Source organism: Amycolatopsis sp. NBC_00345 (assembly GCF_036116635.1).
GTDB lineage: Bacteria > Actinomycetota > Actinomycetes > Mycobacteriales > Pseudonocardiaceae > Amycolatopsis.
In genome coordinates this window covers 10,357,710-10,380,349 of the sequence record NZ_CP107995.1, presented here as the reverse complement: position 1 = coordinate 10,380,349, position 22,640 = coordinate 10,357,710, and the positions used below count along the sequence as shown (strand labels likewise).

At 70.9% G+C, this 22,640-nt stretch carries 25 protein-coding genes; 16 read left to right on the top strand and 9 right to left on the bottom strand.

Annotated elements, in window-relative coordinates; genetic code table 11:
• The first annotated feature begins 23 nt into the window (after nucleotides 1-23).
• Together OG943_RS47475 and OG943_RS47470 are read left to right on the top strand one after the other, a co-directional pair.
• Entirely contained in the window at nucleotides 24-1,817 is a 1,794-nt protein-coding gene (locus tag OG943_RS47475) for an ABC transporter ATP-binding protein (protein ID WP_328607431.1), read from the top strand.
• A gap of 9 nt (nucleotides 1,818-1,826) precedes the next feature.
• Complete coding sequence (locus tag OG943_RS47470; RefSeq protein WP_328607430.1) at nucleotides 1,827-2,279, top strand: MarR family winged helix-turn-helix transcriptional regulator; 453 nt, start codon at nucleotides 1,827-1,829, stop codon at nucleotides 2,277-2,279.
• Nucleotides 2,280-2,734: 455 nt separating this feature from the next.
• Here the strand turns inward: OG943_RS47470 and ku are convergent, their stop codons facing one another.
• Both ku and OG943_RS47460 read right to left on the bottom strand, forming a co-directional pair.
• Nucleotides 2,735-3,598 (bottom strand): non-homologous end joining protein Ku, encoded by an 864-nt coding sequence (gene ku, locus OG943_RS47465; RefSeq protein WP_328607429.1) that lies wholly within the window; start codon nucleotides 3,596-3,598, stop codon nucleotides 2,735-2,737.
• Between the two features lie 52 nt (nucleotides 3,599-3,650).
• A complete protein-coding gene (locus OG943_RS47460) occupies nucleotides 3,651-4,031 on the bottom strand; it encodes a hypothetical protein (protein WP_328607428.1) in 381 nt (126 codons plus the stop codon).
• A 435-nt stretch (nucleotides 4,032-4,466) separates the two neighbouring features.
• On the opposite strand from OG943_RS47460, the gene OG943_RS47455 reads away from it, so the two are divergent.
• Nucleotides 4,467-4,955 carry a hypothetical protein gene (locus OG943_RS47455; RefSeq protein ID WP_328607427.1) on the top strand — a complete coding sequence of 163 codons (489 nt, stop codon included), beginning with the start codon at nucleotides 4,467-4,469 and terminating at the stop codon, nucleotides 4,953-4,955.
• 20 nt (nucleotides 4,956-4,975) lie between these two features.
• Here OG943_RS47455 and OG943_RS47450 read toward each other — a convergent pair whose 3' ends face one another.
• The gene (locus OG943_RS47450; protein ID WP_328607426.1) at nucleotides 4,976-6,172 is read right to left on the bottom strand and encodes a helix-turn-helix domain-containing protein; all 1,197 of its coding nucleotides are present in this window, start codon (nucleotides 6,170-6,172) and stop codon (nucleotides 4,976-4,978) included.
• Between the two features lie 112 nt (nucleotides 6,173-6,284).
• Between OG943_RS47450 and OG943_RS47445 the strand changes: the two genes are divergently transcribed.
• From OG943_RS47445 to OG943_RS47425, 5 genes are all read left to right on the top strand, one after another.
• Entirely contained in the window at nucleotides 6,285-6,575 is a 291-nt protein-coding gene (locus OG943_RS47445; protein WP_328607425.1) for a hypothetical protein, read from the top strand.
• Entirely contained in the window at nucleotides 6,575-6,805 is a 231-nt protein-coding gene (locus tag OG943_RS47440) for a hypothetical protein (protein WP_328607424.1), read from the top strand. The genes OG943_RS47445 and OG943_RS47440 overlap by 1 nt, the downstream gene beginning before the upstream one ends.
• Nucleotides 6,806-7,316: 511 nt before the next feature.
• The gene (locus tag OG943_RS47435) at nucleotides 7,317-7,457 is read left to right on the top strand and encodes a hypothetical protein (protein ID WP_328607423.1); all 141 of its coding nucleotides are present in this window, start codon (nucleotides 7,317-7,319) and stop codon (nucleotides 7,455-7,457) included.
• Nucleotides 7,458-7,905: 448 nt separating this feature from the next.
• Complete coding sequence (locus OG943_RS47430) at nucleotides 7,906-8,166, top strand: helix-turn-helix transcriptional regulator (RefSeq protein ID WP_328607422.1); 261 nt, start codon at nucleotides 7,906-7,908, stop codon at nucleotides 8,164-8,166.
• Nucleotides 8,167-8,299: 133 nt separating this feature from the next.
• Nucleotides 8,300-9,508, top strand: coding sequence for a pentapeptide repeat-containing protein (locus OG943_RS47425; RefSeq protein WP_328607421.1), 1,209 nt, complete (start codon nucleotides 8,300-8,302; stop codon nucleotides 9,506-9,508).
• Nucleotides 9,509-10,176: 668 nt separating this feature from the next.
• Here the strand turns inward: OG943_RS47425 and OG943_RS47420 are convergent.
• A complete protein-coding gene (locus tag OG943_RS47420) occupies nucleotides 10,177-11,100 on the bottom strand; it encodes an ArsR/SmtB family transcription factor (protein WP_328607420.1) in 924 nt (307 codons plus the stop codon).
• Nucleotides 11,101-11,194: 94 nt separating this feature from the next.
• Here OG943_RS47420 and OG943_RS47415 point away from each other — a divergent pair, with 94 nt between their 5' ends.
• The 3 genes from OG943_RS47415 to OG943_RS47405 are packed head-to-tail and all read left to right on the top strand — an operon-like array spanning nucleotide 11,195 to nucleotide 13,135.
• On the top strand, nucleotides 11,195-11,827 hold the full coding sequence (locus OG943_RS47415; protein WP_328607419.1) for a YbaB/EbfC family nucleoid-associated protein: 633 nt from the start codon (nucleotides 11,195-11,197) through the stop codon (nucleotides 11,825-11,827).
• Complete coding sequence (locus OG943_RS47410; protein WP_328607418.1) at nucleotides 11,820-12,191, top strand: type VII secretion target; 372 nt, start codon at nucleotides 11,820-11,822, stop codon at nucleotides 12,189-12,191. Before OG943_RS47415 ends, OG943_RS47410 begins: the two co-directional genes overlap by 8 nt.
• Nucleotides 12,191-13,135, top strand: coding sequence for a WXG100 family type VII secretion target (locus OG943_RS47405; protein ID WP_328607417.1), 945 nt, complete (start codon nucleotides 12,191-12,193; stop codon nucleotides 13,133-13,135). Before OG943_RS47410 ends, OG943_RS47405 begins: the two co-directional genes overlap by 1 nt.
• Before the next feature lie 116 nt (nucleotides 13,136-13,251).
• Here the strand turns inward: OG943_RS47405 and OG943_RS47400 are convergent, their stop codons facing one another.
• From OG943_RS47400 to OG943_RS47390, 3 genes are read right to left on the bottom strand one after another with little or no spacing between them, the layout of a single operon-like run.
• Nucleotides 13,252-15,567 (bottom strand): [protein-PII] uridylyltransferase, encoded by a 2,316-nt coding sequence (locus OG943_RS47400; RefSeq protein ID WP_328607416.1) that lies wholly within the window; start codon nucleotides 15,565-15,567, stop codon nucleotides 13,252-13,254.
• A 10-nt stretch (nucleotides 15,568-15,577) separates the two neighbouring features.
• Nucleotides 15,578-15,916, bottom strand: coding sequence for a P-II family nitrogen regulator (locus tag OG943_RS47395; RefSeq protein WP_328607415.1), 339 nt, complete (start codon nucleotides 15,914-15,916; stop codon nucleotides 15,578-15,580).
• Nucleotides 15,913-17,298 carry an ammonium transporter gene (locus tag OG943_RS47390; protein ID WP_328607414.1) on the bottom strand — a complete coding sequence of 462 codons (1,386 nt, stop codon included), beginning with the start codon at nucleotides 17,296-17,298 and terminating at the stop codon, nucleotides 15,913-15,915. Before OG943_RS47390 ends, OG943_RS47395 begins: the two co-directional genes overlap by 4 nt.
• Nucleotides 17,299-17,471: 173 nt before the next feature.
• Between OG943_RS47390 and OG943_RS47385 the strand changes: the two genes are divergently transcribed.
• Together OG943_RS47385 and OG943_RS47380 are read left to right on the top strand one after the other, a co-directional pair.
• Nucleotides 17,472-18,326: a putative RNA methyltransferase gene (locus OG943_RS47385; RefSeq protein ID WP_328607413.1), complete on the top strand. Its 855-nt coding sequence runs from the start codon at nucleotides 17,472-17,474 to the stop codon at nucleotides 18,324-18,326.
• The gene (locus OG943_RS47380; RefSeq protein ID WP_328607412.1) at nucleotides 18,323-18,916 is read left to right on the top strand and encodes a (2Fe-2S)-binding protein; all 594 of its coding nucleotides are present in this window, start codon (nucleotides 18,323-18,325) and stop codon (nucleotides 18,914-18,916) included. Before OG943_RS47385 ends, OG943_RS47380 begins: the two co-directional genes overlap by 4 nt.
• 19 nt (nucleotides 18,917-18,935) lie before the next feature.
• Here OG943_RS47380 and OG943_RS47375 read toward each other — a convergent pair whose 3' ends face one another.
• Nucleotides 18,936-19,409, bottom strand: coding sequence for an SRPBCC family protein (locus OG943_RS47375; RefSeq protein ID WP_328607411.1), 474 nt, complete (start codon nucleotides 19,407-19,409; stop codon nucleotides 18,936-18,938).
• 80 nt (nucleotides 19,410-19,489) lie between these two features.
• Between OG943_RS47375 and OG943_RS47370 the strand changes: the two genes are divergently transcribed.
• The 3 genes from OG943_RS47370 (at nucleotide 19,490) to OG943_RS47360 (ending at nucleotide 21,574) form a co-directional block, all read left to right on the top strand.
• The gene (locus OG943_RS47370) at nucleotides 19,490-20,776 is read left to right on the top strand and encodes an O-acetylhomoserine aminocarboxypropyltransferase/cysteine synthase family protein (protein ID WP_328607410.1); all 1,287 of its coding nucleotides are present in this window, start codon (nucleotides 19,490-19,492) and stop codon (nucleotides 20,774-20,776) included.
• Nucleotides 20,773-21,264, top strand: coding sequence for a CoA-binding protein (locus OG943_RS47365; RefSeq protein WP_328607409.1), 492 nt, complete (start codon nucleotides 20,773-20,775; stop codon nucleotides 21,262-21,264). Before OG943_RS47370 ends, OG943_RS47365 begins: the two co-directional genes overlap by 4 nt.
• A gap of 133 nt (nucleotides 21,265-21,397) precedes the next feature.
• Entirely contained in the window at nucleotides 21,398-21,574 is a 177-nt protein-coding gene (locus OG943_RS47360; protein WP_328607408.1) for a hypothetical protein, read from the top strand.
• A gap of 46 nt (nucleotides 21,575-21,620) precedes the next feature.
• On the opposite strand, the gene alc is transcribed toward OG943_RS47360, so the two are convergent.
• A complete protein-coding gene (alc, locus tag OG943_RS47355; RefSeq protein ID WP_328607407.1) occupies nucleotides 21,621-22,640 on the bottom strand; it encodes an allantoicase in 1,020 nt (339 codons plus the stop codon).

Genomic DNA, 22,640 nt, shown 5'->3' with positions numbered 1-22,640 from the left:
CGCGGATCGTTAAACATCTGCGTATGACTTCCTCGACGGCGCGGCGCCCGACACTCGCCGAACCGACCGCCGACACCGACGAGAACGTGCCGTTCGGCCGCATCGCCGCGCTGTTCCGGCCGCACCGCGGGCCGATGGCGGCGCTGTTCGTCCTCCTGGTGGTCCAGGCGGGGCTCGGCGTGGTCTCGCCGTTCCTGCTGCGCGCGATCCTCGACGACGGGCTGCCGCACCGGGACACGCTGCTGATCAGCCTGCTGGCGATCGGCATGATCGCCGCGTCGCTGGGCAGCGGCGCGCTCGGCGTGGCGACCACCGGCCTGTCCAACACGATCGGGCAGCGGGTGATGAACGAGCTGCGCGTGTCCGTTTACGAGCGGCTGCAGCGGATGTCGCTCGGCTTCTTCACCCGGACGAAGACCGGCGAAGTGCTGTCGCGGGTCTTCAACGACATCGGCGGCGTCGACAACGTGATCACCACGACGGCCGGGTCCGTGGTCCAGAACGGGACCACCACCGTCGCCATCGCCGTGGCCCTGGTGGTGATGGACTGGCAGCTCGCCCTGCTCTCGCTCGTCGTCGTGCCGCTGTTCCTGCTGTTCACGCTGCGGCTGGGCACCAAGCGGCGGGCGCTGGCCCGCGGCCGGACCTGGCGGATGGCGCGCCTGACCACGCTGGTCGAGGAGTCCCTGTCGGTCACCGGCGTGCTGCTGGCGAAGACGATGGGCAACGAGCGGGACATGCGTGAGCGCTTCGCCGTCGAATCGAAGGAGATCGCGGCGCTGGAACGCAGCGCCGCGCTGGCCGGGCGCTGGCAGCGGGCGTCGCGGGCGATGAGCCTGACGATCATCCCCGCGCTGGTCTACTGGATCGCCGGACTGGCGCTGGCGGGCGGCGCGACACCGTTCTCGCTCGGCACCGTGGTCGCGTTCACCAGCATGCTCAACCGGCTGCTCGCGCCGGCCACGGCGATGCAGTCGGTGGGGCAGAACGTGGCGACGTCGAAGGCGCTGTTCGGGCGGATCTTCGAGGTGCTGGACCTGCCGGTGGAGATCGGCGACCGGCCGGGCGCGCGGGAGCTGCGGGTGGCCGGGGGCAGCGTCGCCATGCGCGGAGTGTCGTTCCGCTACGACGACACCGGGCCGTGGACCCTGCGCGACATCGACCTCGACGTGCCGGCCGGGACGACCACGGCGCTGGTCGGGTCCACCGGCTCGGGCAAGACCACGCTGGCGTACCTGGTGGCGCGGCTCTACGAGGTGACCGAGGGCACCGTGTGCGTGGACGGCGCCGACGTCCGCGACGTCACGCTGGCGTCGCTGGCCGCGGGCGTCGGGCTGGTTTCGCAGGAGACCTACCTGTTCCACGCGACGGTGCGGGAGAACCTGCGCTTCGCGAAGCCGGACGCCACCGACGACGAGCTGGAGCGCGCCGCGAAGGCCGCGCACATCCACGACACGCTCGCGGCGCTGCCGGAGGGCTACGACACCGTCGTCGGCCAGCGCGGTTACCGGTTCTCCGGCGGGGAGAAGCAGCGGATGGCGATCGCGCGGATCCTGCTGCGCAACCCGCCCGTGCTGATCCTCGACGAGGCGACGAGCGCGCTGGACAACCGCACGGAACGCTCCGTGCAGGCGGAGCTGGACCGGCTCGCCGCCGGGCGCACCACGCTCACCATCGCGCACCGGCTGTCCACTGTGGAGCATGCCGACCAGATCGTGGTGCTGGACGCGGGCCGGATCGTCGAACGCGGCACGCACCCGGACCTGCTGGCCCTCGACGGCCGGTACGCGCGGCTGGTGCGCGGGGAAACCGCCTAATGTGGCGGTATGACCGAACTCGATGCGCCCGCCCGCGCCGACGAACTGGCGACGCTGGCGCGCGTGGTCCGCGAGGGGGTCGGCCGGCTCAACTGGCGGATGCGCGCCGAGGCCGACGCGCCGGCGCCCGGCCCGACGGTGCTGGCGGTGCTGTCGCGGCTCTACCGCGGGGGGACCCACACGCCGGGCGAGCTGGCGGAGGCCGAACGGATCCACCCGCAGTCGCTGACGCGGGTGCTGGCATCGCTGACTTCGCGCGAGCTGATCACGCGGGCCCCGGACCCGTCGGACGGCCGGCGCTCGCTGCTGGACATCACCGCGGCCGGGCGGGCCGTGCTGCGTGAGTACTCGGTGCAACGGGAGCAGTGGCTGGCGTCCGCGATGGACCGCACGCTGAGCCCCACGGAACAGCAGCTGCTGCGGCTGGCTTCGGAGCTGCTCGTCCGCGTCGCCGAGGCCTGAGGCCGTCCGGCGGTTCCGGGGCCGGCGCCCTCGACCGGCCCCGGAACCCTGGACGGGCCGTGCCCGCCGCATTCCGCAGTCTGCCCGGGACACCGGGGCCGGCGGCAGCGTGAAGTCACCCGAACCGGGTGAGGGAAACTACTCAACCCGCCGGGAAACCGTTGGCGGAAAAGGGAAACGGGGCCCCGGGAACGCGGCCCCTCCCCGGGCCGGTCCCAGGACCCCGCGTGGCCCCCAGGGGTTCCGGGACGCGGCCGCTCCCCAACGGCCGGCCCCGGAACCTTGGCGGAAGGACTCACCTCCCCGGGAGCCTTCCGCCGCGTGCACACCGGCGGGCACTCCTCGCCCCCGCTCGCCGGACCCCCAGTACCGGGCGAGTGAGCTTCCGCCGTGTGTTGGGGTGAAGCCTGCCCCAGACGGCGGCGCGGGGGCAGTGTGAAGACCCCCAACCCGGGCTACGTAGAACTACTCAATCCCCGCTTCGACCCGGCCTTCCGCGCCGCCGCCCTGGCCCGTGAGGCCATCGCCGCGGCCGCGCGCGCCGTGTCGACCGGGGTCGGGTCCGAGTCGACCGTCCTCTGCTGCAACGCCATCAGCAGTCGGGTGACGCCCTCGTCCTGCTCGCGCCCGGTGGGCCGTTCGACGTCGCCGCCCTCGGCCTTGGCGCGGATCAACGCTTCCAGCGCTTCGCGGTGCTCGTCGGTGTAAGAGGCAAGGTCGGCGCCCAGTTCTTCAACCAGGTTCACGGCGCGGCGCAGCTCTCCGCGCCGGAGGTCGACGTCTTCGTGCAGGAACGCAAAGTCGGGGCGGCGCACCTCATCGGGCCAGAGCAGGGTCTGCAGCACGATCGTCTGGTCTCGCACGCGCAGTGCGCCGAGCGTTTCGCGGCGCCGCAGCGCGACTTTCACGACGGCCATGCGCTGCGTCTCGAGCAGCGCCGAAGCCAGCAGTACGTACGGCTTCGTCCCCGCGGGCTCGGGCTCCAGGTAGTAGCTCTTCGCGAAGCACGCCGGGTCGATGTCCTCGGCCGGCACGAAACCGTGGACGTCGATCGTGTCGGCCGGGGGCGAGGGCAGCCGCGCGAGGTCGTCTTCGGTGAGCACCACGACGTCGCCGCCCGGCACCGGGTAGCCCTTGACGATCTCCGCGTCCGGCACGTCCGCGCCGTCGACCTCGCACACACGCCGCACCCGGACGCGACCGCCGTCCGGCTCGTGTACTTGGTGCAGCGGGACGGAGTGCTCCCCCGCAGCGCTGTACGCCTTCACCGGAATGGCGTAGTCCCCGAACCCGATCGTGCCCTTCCACACCGCGCGCATCGCGACACCTCCGCAGCTCCAAGGCTAAGGAACCGGGTCGTCACAGCGACAGCTACAAACGGGTGTCAGGCCCCGCGGATTCGCTCACACATTCGAACGACGGCTCGGCCTCGGCGAGCGCCTCCGCCGAACAGCCCACGGCGCACGCCGCCGCCTGGAGTACTTCGGTGACCACTTCGACGTCCACCGACGGTGCCGCCGCCAGCGCGCCGCTGCGGGCGTCCACCCGGCCGGCGAGCCCGGCCAGCGCGTGCGCGAGCGCGTGCTGCCCGGCGACCAGCTGGGTGACGACCTCGGAGATCTCCGCGAGCGTCGCCGTCTGCCCGTCACTGCGCAACGAGCCGGCCAGCTCTTCCGCGCACGTCCGCAGATGCGCCGCGACGACCGTCGGCGGCAGTGAAAGCCTCGGGAGATTCCGCTCGGGACCCGGCACCGCCCACCCCCGCTTTCCGCGCAGCCGCTCCGGACCCGCGCCATATTGCCACCGGCGTCGGCCGTCGTTGTCACGACACCCCGAAGGTGTGACGGATGCACCCAGGTTTACCAGGACCCTAGAGACGTGCGTGGGAGATACGTGGGATCGGAGCACTACTTCGAGAGGTCCCATGCACACCCCGAAGCTACCAACAGCCCCCATCGTGCCCAGCGTCGTCGAACCCGGCAGCGCCCCCAGCTGTGAGAAGCCGGGCTCGAGGTGGTCGACGTGCCTCGCGTACTTGGCGGACGGCTGGATCACTCCGTCGGACCTGTGTCCGGCGTGTATTCGGGCGTTCATGGTCGCCCTGGACGGCATCGCGGGCCCTCTCACCTGGCACCCGGGATACAGAAAGCAGGCCGAGTCCAGGACGGTGAGCGATATCGTGGACCCGTGATCCGCGTGGGGGGAAATCTGGCTGTGGTCGTCGTGCTCTCGGCGTCCGTAGCGCCGGCCAACCCCGCGTCGAAGCCGGCCGCGACGCCGGCGTGCGACCGTCCAGCCGTGATCACGGCGACCATGCGGCAGCTCGGCGAGCATCACGCATCGTTTGCGATCGTTGCCCCAGAGGAGATTAAGGCCCTGAAGCCTTTCGCGACGGCGTATGTCGTTGGGCTGAAGACTTCGTACTCGTCGGGTATCCCGTGCCGTGAGCTTCCTGCCTTGGTCGCGCACGAGTTGGCGCACATCTGGCAGGGCCGGAAGTACGGCTCGGGGGCAGCGGCCAGCCGGGCGTATGGCTATGAGCTGGAGCCCATCGCGGACTGCGCGGCCGTCTTGACCGGGTGGCCGTCCTTCCGTGCGTATCTGGGGAGGCGCGGCTACGGCTGTACCCCGTACGAGCTGGCCGCGGCGCGGGAACTCCGACGGTGGGCACAATGAGCGCTCCGGAGTGCGCGCGGTCAGAGCTGGAGGCCCGCCCACTGCGCGAACCCCGCCAGTGAGTCGGTGGTGCGGCGCTCTGCCGCCGCCAGCGCCAGCACGGTCTCAGCGACGGACGGGTGGTGCCGGGTGACGTTCGGCGCGACCTGGCGCGCCGCGTTCAGCTCGTCCATGGTCCGGCCGCGGTCGCCGTGCAGCATCCAGGCGCGGGCCATGTCGATGTGGTGGTGTCCGACGCGTTCCGGGCGTCGGGGATCGGTCACGGTCACGGTCGACGCGCGCCGGACAGCCTCGGTGCCGTTGTAGTTCTCGACTGGTGTCGCGCACCAGTGCACGACGATGTTCGTCAAACTGGCGTCGATCCCGTAGTACGGCACGGCCGGGGGCTGAAACTCATCGACGAAAGCTCGTGCCTCGGACAGGTAGCCATCGGCCCCGGCCGTGTCACCGGCGCGGGCGGCCAGGATGGCGGATCGCAGATCAAGCTGGATCGCCACGGCTCGGTCCTTCGCGCCGGTGCCGATGTGCTGCCGGGCGCGGTCGAGCAGCCGCAGGCCCGCGCGGTAGTCGCCGTGCTGTAGGTAGCGGGTGCTGCGGTGGTTGTCGCTGATGGCCACGCGCAACGGATCCCCCGTACGCGGCGCCAGCTGGATATGCCGTTCCGACGCGATCGCGGCGAGGTCCCCTTGCCGGAATCGGCCGGCCACGGTCGCGGACATTCGGTAGGCGTCGTGCAGCGTGGCACGGGCCAGCTCACCGGCATGGCCGGAATCGTCGGCGAGGACGTAGAGGTGGTGAAGGAGGTTCGGCAGTTCCGACAGCACGTCGGTGTTGCGCAAGAACTGCACCTTGTTCGACATGGCGTCCAGCCGAGCCTCGACGACCGCCAGAGTGAGCGCGTCCCCCTCCGGCTGCGGGTCGTCGTAGGCGTCAAGCGCGCTACGCAGCTCTGCGATACCCGCCGATTGCTGACTCGGCTCGTCCAGCACCTCTTGCTCCCGGGTGCCGTACAGCGTGGCCACCTTGATCCCGAGCGCGCGGGCCGCGCCAGCCACAAACGCCGCACTCGGCGGTTTGGAGCCCTGCTCCACCTTCTTGACCAACGAGTGGGAGAAGCTGGTGCGCTGCGCGAGCTGCAGCTGGCTCACGCCCTTGATCTTGCGGGCTGCCTTGAGCCGGTCGCCGACGCTGCGGCCGGGGAGATCGGTGACGTGCATTCGGTATCTCCTGCCGTCGACCGGTGTCCCTTTGGTGTCCCTTCACCCTACCAATCACTCCTAGCCTTTCTTCGGTAACTGTCAGCCACCGAAGCAGTGGGGAGCGTGCACGGTGACCGCCCTGATCTACATCGATCCGCAGGCGATTCACCCCGTGATTGACGGGGTGTGGCACCGCGGCCGGTTCACCGCGATCCCGAAGCCGGGCCAGGGAATCAGGATGCTGTGCGGCGCGACCGGCACGGCGGCGTTCGAGCCGCTGGAGCGACGACGAGACGACGGCGCCCCGAAGACGTGCTTCGACTGCGAGGCCATCTACATGCGCGAGCACGGCATACCGGTGCCCCCGAACCACCCCAGTCTCCAGCCTCGGCCGGTTGCGCGACGGGCGGGACGGCATTGATGGGCCGGGTTGGTGTCAGCCGGGCCGAGCGGCTGACCGAGCGACCCGTCCCCCCGCCCGGCGACCGCCGGGAGGTATGGCCCGCGCTGTACGTCGGGCGGGGCTGGTCGGAGATCAAGATCGCCTACGCCTACCGGGTCAACCCGAGCCGGGTCCGCCGACTCCTGCTCGCTGCGGGAGTGACCCTGCGGCCGGTGGGGGGTGCCACCGGCCACGAGGACCCCACGTGAACGGCAACCTGCGCCGCCATCACGCCGAGGACCAGTGGGGCGTCAACCCGTTGCGTCTGTTCCTTGACTGGCTGGGCCACGCCCCGGGCTTCGCGCGCCCAGCACCACCCCAGCCGCGGGTCCGGGTGCGGTTCACCTGCGCCGCGTGCCACGCGGAGGTACCGCCGACGGCAAGCCGCTGCCACTGCGGCGCACTCTTCTACGCCCCAGCGTCCACAAAGGTCAGGTCCGGCGGGCGCTGTTCTGCCCCGGGGTCACGCTCCGCGCGCACGCTGCCGCCGCGCTAGCGACGCCCGGAACACCAACGCACATCACACAAGGAAGGAAAAACCATGCCCCGCGAGGCCCCCAACGACGACGCCGAACCGAACCTCGGGAACTACGAAGTCGAAGTGCGTGACGGCTCCCTTATCGACGAGCCGATCTGTGGCGGCGACGAGTGAAGCCGCAGTGCCAGGTGTGTTTCACCGCCACCCCGGATGCCGTCGCACTGCCCAACGGGTGGCAAGTGGTGTGCGACCCCTGCGCCCTGTTCGTCGCCCAGATCACCGCGCTGATCGCCCGGTTCATGACCACCATGCTCGCCCACCGCATGGACGACGAGCCCGGCCCCGCCTGCCCTGCGAACGGTGACGAGACACCGCACCCCTGACCCTCGGCCGCCGCGCTGCTGCACGCCCCCCGACAGCGCGCGGCGGCCGAGGTTCCACCTTCTGTCGCGTTTTCGAGCACAGGACGGCCGATGCCACGCAACCCCGCAGGACCCGGACCGACAAGGCCAGGCCCCGGCAAGGACGGATCCCCCGGGCCAGGGCACAAGAACCCCGGCCCGCAACCGCGCCCCATCCAGCCGGACCCACCGAATCCACCGAGGCGCTAGGAGGAACACGTGGCCACAACACCGCGACCACCGCGCCGTGACCGCCGTAGCTGCCTCACCGGAGGCCAAGAGGGCAACATCGCCGCCGGCGGCTCGGCAGGAAGCCACCCGCCGAGGCAGCCGACCGGGCCGACCCGACCCGGTGGCTCCCACCGATCGAACCTGTTCCGGTGGCCGCCGGAGCCCCCCGAAGACGACGAGGTGGCTTAGCATCGAGGCCATGCAGTCGAGACGGGACATGCGCAAGCTGAAGACGGCGCTCCTCGCCAAGGACGCCGATACCCGCTTCTACACGTGGGATCTGCGGGAAGCTGCCGGGCTGCACAACGCGCGCCTCTACCCGCTGCTCGTGCTGCTCAAGCAACGAGGCTGGATCACCGACGGCTACGACCCCTCACCCGCCGACGAATCGGACGACGCCCAGCCGCAACACTGGTACGCGCTCACCGACCTTGGCCGGCACGAGCTGTCCAAGACGTAGCCGCGCCCGCCGATCCCAGAGACGACGAAGCACCCAGCCTGCCGCGCCGGGGACCGGCGCTGGGATGCTTCGCTGTCGTTTACCTCGCATTCGCTGGTGCAGCGGGGTAGTGGTGTCGATCGACGGTGAAGGTATGACGATGCAGCCAACCGGCCCAGGTGAGCGGCCTGCCCCCGACGAGACGCCCCCGAGCAGGTATCCGGAGTTGTCGAACCGCGCGATCGTCTGGGCCGCGGTGGTGCTGATCGTGATCGGGGCGAGTCTCGCGACCGTGCTGCTCATCGTGTTCGGGAACGGTCAGCACCCGGCTCAGCTCGACGCGATCAAAACGGCGGGAACCATCGTCCTCGGCACGGGCGGAGCCGCCGCCCTCTGGCTGACCGCCCGCCGCCAACGCACCGCCGAGATCACTCTCAACCAGCAACGCGAAGCGAACGAAGCCGCCAAACACGACGCCACCGAGCGCCGCCTCACCGAGCTGTACGTCAAGGCGGTGGAGCAACTCGGGTCGGACAAAGCCGCGGTCCGACACGGCGGGCTGTACGCACTGGAGCGAGTCGCCCAGGACAACCCGGACCAGCGACAGACCATCGTCGACGTGGTATGCGCCTACCTGCGAGCCCCCTACACACCACCCGGTGAATCAGGCGCCCGCCGACTCGGGGTCAAGCGCCCGTTACTCACCTCCACTCCAACACGAGCCGCCAGGGCGTCGTTGCCACACGACAATGCGCCAACGGCGCCGACGCGGCGCGAGGTCGATAGCGAAGCCCGGCAGGAACGCGAAGTGCGGCTCACCGCTCAGCGACTCCTCACCCGTCACCTACGCCCCGGCGACGAGGACCGTCCGGCCGATACCTTCTGGACCGGCATCAGGCTCGACCTCACCGGCGCCACCCTCATCAACTTCGACCTCAGCCGCTGCCATGTCGAAGAGGTCCTCTTCAACGTGACAACGTTCATCGGAACCGCCTCGTTCGCCGGGGCGACGTTCATCGAGAACGCCATGTTCCGCGGGGCGACGTTCACCGAGAACGCCACCTTCTACAGGGCGACGTTCACCGAGAACGCCATGTTCTACAGGGCGACGTTCACCGAGAACGCCGTCTTCCGCGGGACGAGGTTCACCGGGCCCGCCACCTTCGACTCGGCGACGTTCACCGGGATCGCCGACTTCGACGAGGCGACGTTCACCAACAACGCCTGGTTTGGCGAGGCGACGTTCACCAGAACCGCCAGCTTCCACGGGACGATGTTCACCGAGGGGGCTCCAGATGAGGTGGCACCGTATCTCGCCTCGCCCAGCGACGTGCACCCCGGCAGCGGCGCCAACTCCGAATGAGGCAGGAAAACGACGAAGCCCCTGCAGCCTGCATCACATAGGCGATAGGAGCTTCGTCGTCCCGGGCCGCGGGCGCGTCTTTCGCAGCTCCGCCTGCCCTGCGGTCTCGTAGATCGGGATGCCGTCGACTCGTCCATCAGGACCGGGCAGCACCTTCGCGTTGAGCCTCCCCGCCGGGTTGTGGCCGTCGGACATGATGTCCCAGTCGGTGAGTGTGTCGTGCTCGCCCGGTCGTAGGTGGTCCAGCCACGCACCTCCCCTGTGACGAGGTGGACGCAGCGAACGGCGTCAAGCGGCAGGTCTAGCACGGCATACCTCCTGAAGTTCCCGGCTCGGTGGGCCGGCACTTCCCTTGTCGGCCCGGGTCATGGGCCACGCGGACCTTGACGAGTTGTCCGGTTATGTGCAGGAGGGCCCGGACGCAGACGCCCGTATGTTCGCTGCGCTCGGCGAGCGACAGCCGCCCAAGGCCGTGGGACAACGTGGGATGAAGCGTGGGACGAAGCGCCGCAACCAGCCGCTCCGAACCGTTACGACCGAAGACGAACAAATGCGGGCTGAGCTGCGCCAACACTCCTAAATTCACCTCTCCGCTTCCACAAGCCCCAACTGCGTTTCCCCAGGTCTGGCGCCATCCGACACCCCGAAGGTGTGACAGCGGGGCGGATTCAGCTGCCGTCGACGACCACCCGGCCCAGCGGCGAGAGCAGGTGGACCATCGACTGGCCGGTGCGCCGGCTGACCACGAACCCGGCCTCACGCAGCACCGTCGCCTGCTGGCTGGCGGTGGCGGCCGACATCCCCATCGCCTCGGCCAGCTCCGTCGTCGAATGCGGCAGCCGCAGCGTCACCAGGATCAGCGCCCGGGTCCGGCCGAACACCGGGGCCAGGCGCCGCACCTCGGCCTCGGCCGCCGGCGGGGACCCGCGCGCCGGCCGCACCGGGAACACCAGCACCGGCGGCAGCCCGGGATCGATGAAGGTCACCGGCGTGCGGTCGCAGAAGTAGGACGGGATCAGCTCGAGTCCCCGCCCGTCCAGGTCGATCTCGTGGCACACCGGGTAGTCGGCCTCGAGGTACGGCGCCCGCCACCGCAGCACCGGGGCCAGGCCTTCCAGCAGGCCGCCCAGTCCGCCACTCGCGAACCGGCGCAGGCGCGTCTGCTGGTCGGCGGCCAGCGACTGGCGGATCACCGGCAGGACCGGCTCCACCGCCACCCGGAACTGCCGGACCAGCGCGGCGGTCAGCAGTTCCATCGCCGTCCGGTCGCCGCTCGCCAGCGCCCGGGTGTAGGCCGTGGCCGGACGCCGAAGCCGCCGTGGGTCGAGATCATGGGAAAGGCTCCGGCGCGGGAGCGCACGAATCGTTTCCAGTCCCTCCGCCATTTCCCCCGACGAAGTCGCCGGGGTGAGGAAATCGGGAAAATTCCCCCGCAGCGGAATCAGGTCGCCGAGCAGCCCGCCCCTGGCCAGGCCCGGACGGCAGGCGCTGAGCACCGATTCCCACATCGGGTCCGGCTCGGCCCGGATCCGGGTGGCGAGCAGGTCGGCGGCGGTGAAGTGGATACGCAACACGCCGCCAGTCCGTTTCATCCCCAACCTCCGGTTTCGGCCTGGCTTGAAAGCTCATTGCCGCATTCCGCCCGTATTCCGATAATCCCACCTCGGGGAGACCAGAGGGGGCCTCATGGACCAAATAGACGATCTGACTCGGCTGATCACCGGCGCGCAGGATGGGCTGCGCACGCTGATCGAGCGTTCGAAGCAGGAAGGGCAGCAGGCCGGCGAGGTGAAGTCGGCGCTGACCGGGCTCACCGGGCGGGCGGTGAGCAAGGACGGCGGCATCACCGTGACCGTCGACTCGAGCGGGGTGCCCACCGCGCTCGAGCTGTCCCCGGCGGTCGGGCGGCTCGGTCCGCACCAGCTGGCCGGCGAGATCATGACCTGCCTGCGGCACGCGCAAGCCGCCCTCGCGAAGACGGCCGAAGAGCAGTTCCGGGGTAATCCGCTGGGCGAACGCTTCGCGCACGGGCTCGCCGGGCGCTTCCCGCCGCCCGCGGCCGAGCCCGTCACCGGCCCGCAGGAGGTGCCGATCGGGCAGCTCCACGCCGAGGCGGCGGCACCGATCCACACGAAGGCGGCGGCACCGATCCACACGAAGGCGACGGCGCCGGTCCAGGCAGCTGCGACCGCACCACCGCCGGCCCCGGTGCGCACGCCCCGGCCCGTGCGGGCCCCCGAACCGGAGGAGCCCGACGACGACTTCGCCGACCGCGGCGTCTTCCAGAACCCGGACCGACGGGAGCACCGCCGTGGCTGACGGTTTCACGGTCGACCCCGGCCAGGTGGCCCAGCACGGCCAGCAGGTGGACGCCCTCGCCGCACGCTGCGACCAGGTGGTCGCCGCCGGGCACGAGGTGACCCCCGGCGGCTGGGACAACGCGTACGGGGTGGTGTGCCAGCCGTTCCCCATCGCCGTCCGGCCGCTGGTGGAGAACTTCCTCGGCCAGCTGGGCCAGATCACCGGCGGCGTCCGGCACACCGCAAGCGCCTTGGGCACGGCGGCGGACCAGTACCGCCAGGGCGACGAGGAGAACCGGAAACGGGTGGCGGACCTCGGCACCCTCCTCGAACAGGCCGTGCCCCAGCCGACCGGGCCCGGCGGCCCGCAAGGAGCGCCGTGATGAGCGACAACAAGCTGGTCGACGACGGCGCCCACTTCCACGCGTCCGACTACGCGCCGGTGAGCGCCGACCCGAACGCGAGCGGCGTGGACGTCGCCGGGTACAAGGTGAACCCGTTCATGCCGGGACCCGGCGCCACCGAAGACAACCAGCACTGGCTGTCCGGCATCCCGGTGCTCGGCAACGGGGAGAACTTCCTCGCCGACATCAAGGGCAACGATTCGTTCAGCGCCGTGTTCGACGGCGCGGCGGCGGCGCTGGACGGGTTCAGCGTCGGCTTCCAGGCCGGCACCGACATCGCGACCGGGAACATCGGCGGCCTGGTCGGCAACCTGATCGCCGCGCCGCTCACGGCCTGGATCCTCGACCACGTCAAGCCGCTGCGCCTGGTCATGGACGAGCTGCTCGGGAATCCGGGGACGGTGGCCGCCGTCGGCACCACCTGGTCGAACATGAGCAAAGAGCTGGCGGGCGTGAGCAAGGACCTGCAGCAGCAGTCGGGCGCGACGGCCAAGTTCTGGACCGGGCCCGCCGCCGACGCCTACCGCACAGACCGGGCGGGCAAGCTCGCCGGCGCGCTCGGGACCACGGCCGTGCTCTGCGAAGCGTGGGGCATGCTCCTCGGCGTCGTCAGCGACTGCGTGCAGGTCGTGCACGACACCGTCCGGGACCTCATCTCGGCGCTCGTCGCGCTGCTGGTGGAGATCGCGGTGAACTGCCTGGCGGAAGGCCCGGAGGCGGCGCTGGTGGAGCTGGGCATCGAGGGTCCCTCCGACGTCATCCGCGTCTCGACGATCATCATGAAACTGCTGACCAAGGTGCTGGAGGGGCTCAAGGAGGCCACCTCCATCGCCGCGGACATCCTCACCGCCGTCACCGAGCTGGCCAAGGTGGGCAAGGACCTCTGGGACCTCGGCACCCAGGACGGCGCGCCGGCCACGTGACGCTGTTAAGGACTCCTTACCCGCGTCTGGCGCCGGTAAGGAGTCCTTAACAGCGTCTGACCGCCCTGAAGGCCACCTTCAGGGCGTGAGATGCCCTGAAGGTGGCCTTCAGGGCATCAGGAGGAAGCGCCGAGCACCGCTTCCTCCACCTTGGCCCGCCAGGCGGCGTCGATGCGGCCCGTGCGCGGGGTCACGGCGAAGGAGTCCACCACGGCGCCGCCGAGGGTGGCGACCTTCGCCCAGCGGACTTCGGCCTCGCAGCGGCGGAGGGCGCCCGCCACGCGGAAAAGCAGGCCGATGCGGTCCGCCGCGCGCAGTTCGAGCACCACGGTGTCCGAGCCGCTCGTCTCGTCGTCGAACCACAGCACCTTCGGCGCCACCATCGGGGCCGACGGCGTCGAGTAGTCGCGTTCCTTCGCCGCCAGGCGTTGCGTCAACGGCAGTGTGCCCGCCACCGCGCGGGCGAACTGCTCGCGCAACAGCGCCGGGTCCGGCAGCGAGCCGAACTTCGGCGACGCCGTGAAGACACCCGCGCGGCCACCGTCGTGCCCGCGCAGGATCGCCGCGTGCACCTCGAGCGAGTTCAGCGCCAGCACTCCCGCAGCGGGGGCCAGCAGCTCCGCCCGTGACGGCACGGCCAGCACCACCGTGACGACCTTGCCGTGCGCCGTGATCCGGACCTCGCCCGTGCCCGAGCGGACGGCCGCGGCCACCAGCTCGCGCTGTTCGGTGTCCATCGGCTCGGGAGCCGAGAAACCCTTGCCGCGCAAGACTTCCTCGCAGCCGGACACCAGCTCGGCGAGCAGCCGGGCCTTCCAGTCCGTCCACACGCCGGGGCCGGTGGCGAGTGAGTCCGCCTGCGTCAGCGCGTGCAGCAGGTCCAGCAGCACGACGTCGTTGTCCAGCGTCTTCACCACGCGCGACACCGTCGCCGGGTCGCCGATGTCGCGCCGCGTCGCGGTGTGTGGCAGCAGCAGGTGGTGACGCACCATGGCCGAGACCGTCGCGACGTCGGCCTCCGGCAAGCCGAGCCGCTTCGTGACCTGGGCGGAGATCTTGGCGCCCAGCTCGGAGTGGTCGGCGTCGCGGCCCTTGCCGATGTCGTGCAGCAGCGCGCCGATCAGCAGCAGGTCCGGCCGTGCCACCGTGGTGGTCAGCTTCGACGCTTCGACGCACGCCTGCACCAGGTGCCGGTCCACCGTCCACTGGTGCACCGGCGAGCGCGGCGGCAGGTCGCGCACCGAGCCCCACTCCGGGAACAGCCGCGCCCACAGGCCGGTCCGGTCCAGCGCCTCGACGGCGTCGACCAGTCCCTCCCCCGCGCCCAGCAGCTCCACCAGCGCGTTCAGCGCGTCCGGCGGCCACGGCGCCCGCAGCTCGGGCGCCGATTCCGCCAGCGCGCGCAAGGTGCCGTGCGCGATCGGGTTCCTGGTCCGCGCCGAGGCGGCCGCGACCCGCAGCAGCAGCGCCGGGTCCTTGGCCGGCACGGCGTCCCGCGCGAGCGAGACCTCCGCGCCGTGCAGCACCACACCCTCGGCCAGCGGCGTCCGCGAGGGACGCCGGCCGAACCGGGCCTTCGGCGGCTCCACAGTGGACCGGAGGGCGACGTCGACCGCGTACGCGATCGTCCGCCCGGCCCCGGAGAGCTTGCGCGCCAACAGGAAACGGTCGCCGAACCCGAGCTCGGACGCGACCAGCTGGGCCTCCGGAGCACTGAGGATGTCCCGCTCCCGCCGCAGTTCCCGCCGCAGCTCGGTGCGGACGTCGAGCAGCAGTTCCTTGGCCTCCAGCAGCTCTTCGCCCGGACGGGCCGTCAGCTGCGCGGCCGCGAGGGCCTCCAGCACGGCGAAGTCCCGCAGTCCGCCCCGCCCGTGTTTCAGGTCGGGCTCCGCCGACTGCGCGATCTCGCCGCTGCGCCGCCACCGCCCGCGGACGGACTCGGACAGCTCGTCGAGCCGCTTGCGGGCCGTCCGCCGCCACTGGTCGCGCGCCGCGGACGCCAGCCGCTCGGCCAGCTCGGCGTCACCGGCGAGGTACCGGGCGTCGAGCAGGCCGAGCGCCGTGCGCAGATCCTCCGAAGCCACTTTCAGCGCTTCTCCGGGAGTCCGCACCGAATGGTCCAACCCGACCCTCGCGTCCCACAGCGGGTACCACAGCGCGTCGGCTATCTCACCGACGCGCGAGTTCCCGTTGTGCACGAGCACAAGGTCGAGATCGGAGAACGGCACCAGTTCCCGGCGCCCGAGACCGCCTACGGCGACCAGCGCGACACCAGGTTGTGCGGTGTCGACGCCGGCCGCCGAGGCCCCCTTCCCGAGCCAGAATTCGTAAAGGTCGACCAGGGCCGCCCGCAGTGCGGACGCCCCCAGCCGGCCGTGCCTGCCCTCGAGCAACCGCTCGGTGGCCTGGGCCAGCTCACCCCCGTGCGACATTTCCTCGCGCCTATAGCGCGTCCGTGCCGCGCTCGCCGGTCCGTACCCGGATCACGGTCTCGACCGGCGTCACCCACACCTTGCCGTCACCGATCTTGCCGGTGTGCGCGGCGGTGGTGATCGCGTCGAGGACCTTCTCCACACCCCCGTCGTCGGTGACGACCTCGATCTTGATCTTGGCCACGAAGTCCACCGAGTACTCCGCGCCGCGGTAGACCTCGGTGTGGCCCTTCTGCCGGCCGAAGCCCTGGACCTCGGTGACGGTCATGCCGAGCACACCCAGCTGCTCCAGCGAAGCGCGAACGTCGTCGAGCGTGAACGGCTTGACGATCGCGGTGATCAGCTTCATGCCTTCGTCTCCTCGAGTTTCGTGGCCGCGTTACCCGTGGCGGTCTTCGTCGGGATGCCCGATCCGGCGCCGAAGCCGCCGCCCATCCCGCTGAAGTCGTAGGCGCTTTCCGCGTGCTGCGCCTCGTCGATGCCACTGACCTCGTCCTCCGTGCTGACCCGGAAGCCGCCGGCCTTCTTGATGATGAAGCCGATGATCAGGGTAAGGATGAACGAGTACGCGAGCACCGCCAGCGCGGCGATGGCCTGGCGGCCCAGCTGAGTGAAACCGCCTCCGTAGAACAAGCCGTCGGCCCCGGCGGAGTTGACGCTGGTGGTCGCGAAGAAGCCGATCAGGATCGTGCCGACCAGGCCGCCGACCAGGTGAACGCCCACCACGTCCAGCGAGTCGTCGAAGCCGAAGCGGTACTTGAGCGAGACGGCCAGCGCGCACAGCACACCGGCGATCAGGCCGATCGCGATGGCCCCGAGCGGGCTCACGAAACCACACGCCGGGGTGACGGCCACCAGGCCCGCGACGGCGCCCGAGGCGGCGCCGAGCGTGGTCGGCTTGCCGAACTTGAGCTGCTCCACCACGAGCCAGCCGAGCACGGCGGCGGCGGTGGCGACGGTGGTGTTGGTGAACGCGACCGCGGCGAGGTCGTTCGCGGCCAGCGCGGAGCCGGCGTTGAAGCCGTACCAGCCGAACCACAGCAGGCTGGCGCCGAGCAGCACGAACGGCACGTTGTGCGGGCGCCCGGTGTCCTTCGGCCAGCCCTTGCGCTTGCCGAGCACGATCGCCAGCGCCAGTCCCGCCGCGCCGGCGTTGATGTGGACCGCGGTGCCACCGGCGAAGTCGAGGGCCTTGAGCTTGTTGGCGATCCAGCCGCCGGCCGCGTTCGGGCCCATGAAGCCGTCGAACGAGAACACCCAGTGCGCCACCGGGAAGTACACGACGACGACCCAGATCACCACGAACAGGGTCCAGCCCCAGAACTTCGCGCGGTCGGCGATCGCGCCGGAGATCAGCGCGGGCGTGATGATCGCGAACATCAATTGGAACATGGCGAACGCCAGCACCGGCAGCGCGTCCGGGCCCGGCCATGGGACCTCGGGCGGGCCGCTACTGGCCAGCCCCGCCAGCTTGCCGACGGCGTCGGTCAGGCCCGCGAAGTCGAAGTTGCCGACCAGGCCGCCGAAAGCGTCGTTGCCGAACGACAGGGAGAAGCCGAAGAGGACCCACAACACCCCCACGACGGCCAGCGCGATGAAGTTCATCATCAGCATGTTCAAGACGCTCTTCGCGCGGACCATCCCGCCGTAGAAGAACGCCAATCCCGGTGTCATGAGCATGACCAGCGCGGCGCCGGCCAATACCCACGCGGTGTCTCCTGCGTTCAGCACATCGTCCTCCCGTGCCCTGGGTAACTGCCCGGGAAGTTTTGGACTCCGGTGTTTCACGAGGCGGCAGCTGAGGTTTCGCATGCGTGAACTGTCGGGTCGGACTTGTTACGGGCAGGTTTCCGGCTTCCTGGGCTGAAGTGTCCGGTTGCGAAACGTCGTGGTCGAATAGCCCCATGACCGCGACCCGGCCCGGAAATGACCCACTGCCACCCCGGGTCGTGCGCGCACTGCGGTGTTCGGTGTGCGGCCGCCCGGTCGGGCTAACGGACCGCACGCTGCGTTGCGAATCCGGCCACTCTTTTGATCTAGCCAGACAGGGTTACGTGAACCTGCTGCACGCGCGCATTCCGGCCGGCACGGCCGACACGGCGCCGATGGTCGAGGCGCGCGCCTCGTTCCTTTCTTCCGGCGCCTACGCACCGCTGGAGGACGAGCTTCGCCGGGTGGTTTCGGGGACCACCGGACTCGTCGTCGACGCCGGCGCCGGACCCGGTCATTACCTCTCGCGGGTGCTCGACGCGGCGCCCGAAGCGGCCGGGCTCGCGCTGGACGTCTCGGCCATCGCCCTGCGCCGGGCCGCGCGGGCGCACCCGCGGCTCGGCGCGGCGGTGTGGAACCTGTGGGAGCCGTGGCCGGTGGGCGACGGCGTCGCGTCGGTGGTCCTCGACGTCTTCTCCCCGCGCAACGCCGCCGAGTTCCACCGCGTGCTCGAACCCGGCGGGCTGCTCGTGGTGGCCGCGCCGCTGCCCGGGCACCTGGCCGAGCTGGGCGACCTGGTGCTGTCGGTGGACGAGCGGAAGGAAGAGCGCCTGGAAACGGCGCTCGGGGACCACTTCTCGCGCGTCAGCCGGGTCGACGTGGTGCACACGGCGCCGTTCACGGCCCGGCAGGTGCACGACGTCGTCGCCATGGGCCCGGCCGGCTTCCACCTCGACCGCGACGACCGCCGTTCCCGCCTGCTCGCCGCCTGGGGCCGCGACGTGACGCTCGCCGTCGGGGTCAGCGTGTGGCGTAGGAAGGACACGTGACCTCCGCTTCGCTGCTGGCTGACGCTTCGTGGGTGCGCGCCCGCGTCGACGGCGCGGCGAAGCTGTACGGCCGCGCGCCGGCCGACGTGCTCGGCACGATCTGGTGGTACTCGCTGTCGTCGGTGCTGGTGGCGCCGACATTGGAGTCCCTTGCTGCTGGAGGGGTGGTATTGGACCCGTCGCTGGACGCCGTGGAACTGGACCTGGCGACGGACAGCCGGTTCCTCGGGGCCCGCTCGCTACGACCGTTGTCGGGTCCGCTGGGCGACGCCTTCGCGGGTTCCCTGGGCACAGCCATCGCGACAATCGCTTCGGTCACCTCCGCCAACCCGCGCGCGCTGGGCGCCATCGCCACGGACTCGATCGCCAACCGGCTGCTGTGGGCGTCGGCGCCGGAACGCGCGGAGGAGGTTGTGGCGTCCATCGGGCTGGGCATGCCGCGCCCCCGCTACGTGACTGTCGGACGGACGCCCGCCGTGAAGCGCGTGTCGTGCTGCCTGATCTACGAAGTGGGCAACGCGAAGTGCGTCAGCTGTCCGCGTCAGAAGCCTGAAGAGCGCGAAGCCCGCCTTCGCGCGGCGCTCGGGTAGGGCTCGCCTCTTAGTCCGGCTAGTGCGGCTCGCAGATCGCCGCGATCCGCTCCAGGGACTTGTCCATGACCTTGCGCGTCGCGCCTCGGGCCCCGAATACGATCGCGCGCAGCGGCTCCTCGCTCAGGTCCCAGCTCTCCCGGACGAGGGTGGTCTCGCCGTCCGGCTCGAATTCGTAACGCCAGATCCGGCCGCCGAAGATCATCCGCCAGCGGGCCGAGTCCCGGTGCGGGCGGCTCTGCCAGGCGAAACGCCGTCCGGGCTCCGCCTCGATGACGGTGCTGGTCATGACGTACTTGCCCCGCAGGTCCATGTCCATGCCGAACTGGTCGCCGACGCCGAGCGAATCGTGCGGCGCGCTGGTCTCCGTCACCCCGACGACCGACCCCGAACCGTCGAAGTCCTTGTGCCGCACGGGATCGGACACCAACGCGTACAGCTGCTCCGCGGGAGCGGCGATACGGCGCTCCACGGACGCGACCCAGCGGCTCATCCCGTGATCCTACGGAGGCCGGGCGACCACCGGCCGGGACGGATGGCCCCGCCCCGGCGGCGTGGGTAGCGTGACCGCCGATGAGTGAACGCACCTGGGGCTTCCGCACCCGCGCCCTGCACGCGGGCGGCACGCCCGACCCCGCGACCGGCGCCCGCGCCGTGCCGATCTACCAGACGACCAGCTTCGTGTTCGAGGACGCGGCCGACGCCGCCAACCTGTTCGCGCTGCAGAAGTACGGGAACGTCTACAGCCGCATCGGGAATCCGACCGTGGCGGCGTTCGAGGAGCGGATCGCCAGTCTCGAGGGCGCGATCGGCGGCGTCGCGACGGCCAGCGGGCAGGCCGCGGAGTTCCTGACGTTCACCGCGCTCGCCGAGGCGGGCGACCACATCGTGTCGGCCAGCGGGCTGTACGGCGGCACCGTCACCCAGCTCACCGGCACGCTCGCGCGGTTCGGCGTCGAGACGACCTTCGTGCGCGGCGGCATCGAGGACTACGCCGCGGCCGTCACGGACAAGACCCGCCTGATCTACACCGAGGTGGTCGGCAACCCGAGCGGCGAAATCGCCGACCTCGCGGCGCTGGCGGACCTCGCCCACTCGCACGGCATCCCGCTGGTGGTCGACGCGACGCTGGCCACGCCATACCTCTGCCGCCCGATCGAGCACGGCGCGGACATCGTGCTCCACTCCGCGACGAAGTTCCTCGGCGGGCACGGCACCACGCTCGGCGGTGTGGTCGTCGAGGCGGGCACTTTCAATTGGGGCAACGGCAAGTTTCCGCGGATGACCGAGACCGTCGACAGCTACGGCGGCCTCAAGTATTGGGAGAACTTCGGCGAGTACGCCTTCTGTACGCGGCTTCGCGCGGAGCAGCTGCGAGACATCGGCGCGGTGCTGTCGCCGCACTCCGCGTTCCTGCTGCTTCAGGGTGTCGAGACGCTGCCGCAGCGGATGGACTCGCACGTGGCGAACGCGCGCGCCGTCGCGGAGTATCTGAACGCCGACCCACGGGTGGCGTGGGTCGGGTACGCCGGGCTGCCGGACCACCCGCAGCACGAGCTGGCCGCGAAGTACCTGCCCGCGGGCCCGGGCGCGGTGTTCTCCTTCGGGGTGAACGGCGGCCGCGCGGCGGGCGAGAAGTTCGTGGAATCGGTGGAGCTGCTGTCGCACCTGGCGAACGTCGGTGACGCGCGCTCGCTGGTCATCCACCCGGCGTCCACCACGCACGCGCAGCTCTCGGACGACCAGCTCGCGGCGGCCGGCGTCGGCCCGGACCTGATCCGGCTTTCGGTGGGGCTGGAGGACGTCGAGGACATCCTGTGGGACCTGGACCAGGCGCTCGACCAGGCGGTGAAGGCATGACGTACGAGGTCGGCACGCATGAGGTCAGCGCCGTGGAGCGGCGGCGCATCCTGGGCCGGACGCGCTCGGTGACGGTCGTGGGCGCGTCCGCTAACCCGGCGCGCCCGAGCTACTTCGTGGCCACGTACCTGCTGTCGTCCACGCGGTACGAGGTCAACTTCGTCAACCCGCGCCTCGACACGCTGCTGGGGCGCCCCGTGTACCCGTCGCTGAAGGACGTGCCGGGCGGGATCGACCTGGTCAGCGTGTTCCGCAAACACGACGACCTGCCGTCGGTGGCCGAAGAGGCGATCGACGCCGGCGCCCGCACCCTGTGGCTCCAGCTGGGCCTCTGGCACGAGCCGGTCGCCGACCGCGCCCGCGCGGCGGGCCTGGACGTCGTGATGAACCGCTGCGTGAAGATCGAGCACGCCCGGTTCGCCGGCGGGCTGCACCTCGCGGGCTTCAACACGGGCGTGATCAGCTCACGGCGCCAGTCGGCCCCGTAACGCCGCCACTCCCGGCCCGATGCGCCCCAATGTGGCGTTCGGTGCGTCTGACGCACCGAACGCCACATTGGGTGCGTCCAACGCAACCAATGCCACATTGGGGCGCTGACCTGGGCCGTGAGAGGCTGGCGCTATGGCTAAACCCTCCGGGCTGCAGATCAGGAACATCATCGCCGCCGTGCTGATGGCGGCGGCGTTCGTGTGGAACCTGGTGATCGGCGGACCGTGGTGGGTCACCGCGATCGTCGGGGTGGCCTGCCTGCTGTCTTCGTTCTCGGCCTACCTGAACCGGCCCAGCGCGCGGCGGTGAGCCGCGCCGCCGGCGTGGCCGGGACCGGCCACGCCGACAGCGGCGATCAGCCCGCGGTCTCCTGGAAACGCGTGGTCACCGCTTCCCGGCCACGCTTGGTCAGCTCGCCGAACAGCCGCAGGCGCGCCAGTCCGCCGTCCGGGTAGATGTCGACGCGGACCTCCGTGACCTGCGGGCCGTCCTCCAGCGCGAATCGGTGGCGGGTGTCCGGCTGCAGGCGGGTGCGCGGCAGCAGCGGCACCCACTCCCCCTCGTCCAGACGGCCGCTCACCGACGCCCAGCCCGGCGCGTTGCCCTTGAGGTTGCTGGTGTCCAGCTCCACGAAGCGGACGATCCCGGCGCCGGCCAGGCGGACGGTGGCCCAGTCGTTGCCGTCGTCGCGGCGGCGGGACGTCTCCCAGCCCTCCGCCTGGTGGGCGGCCAGTCCGGGCGAGAGCATGTTGTTCGGCGACGAATAGAACATGTTGCTGCAGCCGGTCACGACCGCGCCGTTCTCCAGCGCCGCCAGGTCCAGCGAACGCGGGTCCAGCAGCGCCGGGTCCGGCACCGGCGAGCCGTGCACACGCAGCCGCGCGACGCCGCCGTCCGGATGCTGCGTCAGGCGGACGTGCGTGTACCGCCGCGAGGACGACACCTTGTAGAAGTTCTCCGTGTGCCCCAGCGCGGGTGCCCGGTCGACGAGCACCTCCCAGTCCGCCCCGGCCAGCTCCGCCGCGCTCGGGTAGCCCGGCACCGCCGTCGCCTCCACCGAGACGAACGGCGGATAGTTGCCCTTGAAGAACGCCGTGTCCACCACGACGCCGGACACCACCCCGCCCAGGCCGAGCCGCAGGATCGCCTGGTCGTCGCCCGGTTCGCGGTGCCGCCGGGTCTCCCAGCCGTCGTAGACCTGTCCCTTCGGGCCGAAGGTCTCGGTGCGGTGCGCGGGCGGCCACGGGTTGACGAGGTTCTCCTTCTCGGCGAACAACTCGTCACTCGCCCACATCACCGTGCCGCCGAACCGGCGCGAGGCCAGGTCCGGCTGGGCGGTCCACTCAGGACGGTCGTCCGACACGTTCTCCTCCAT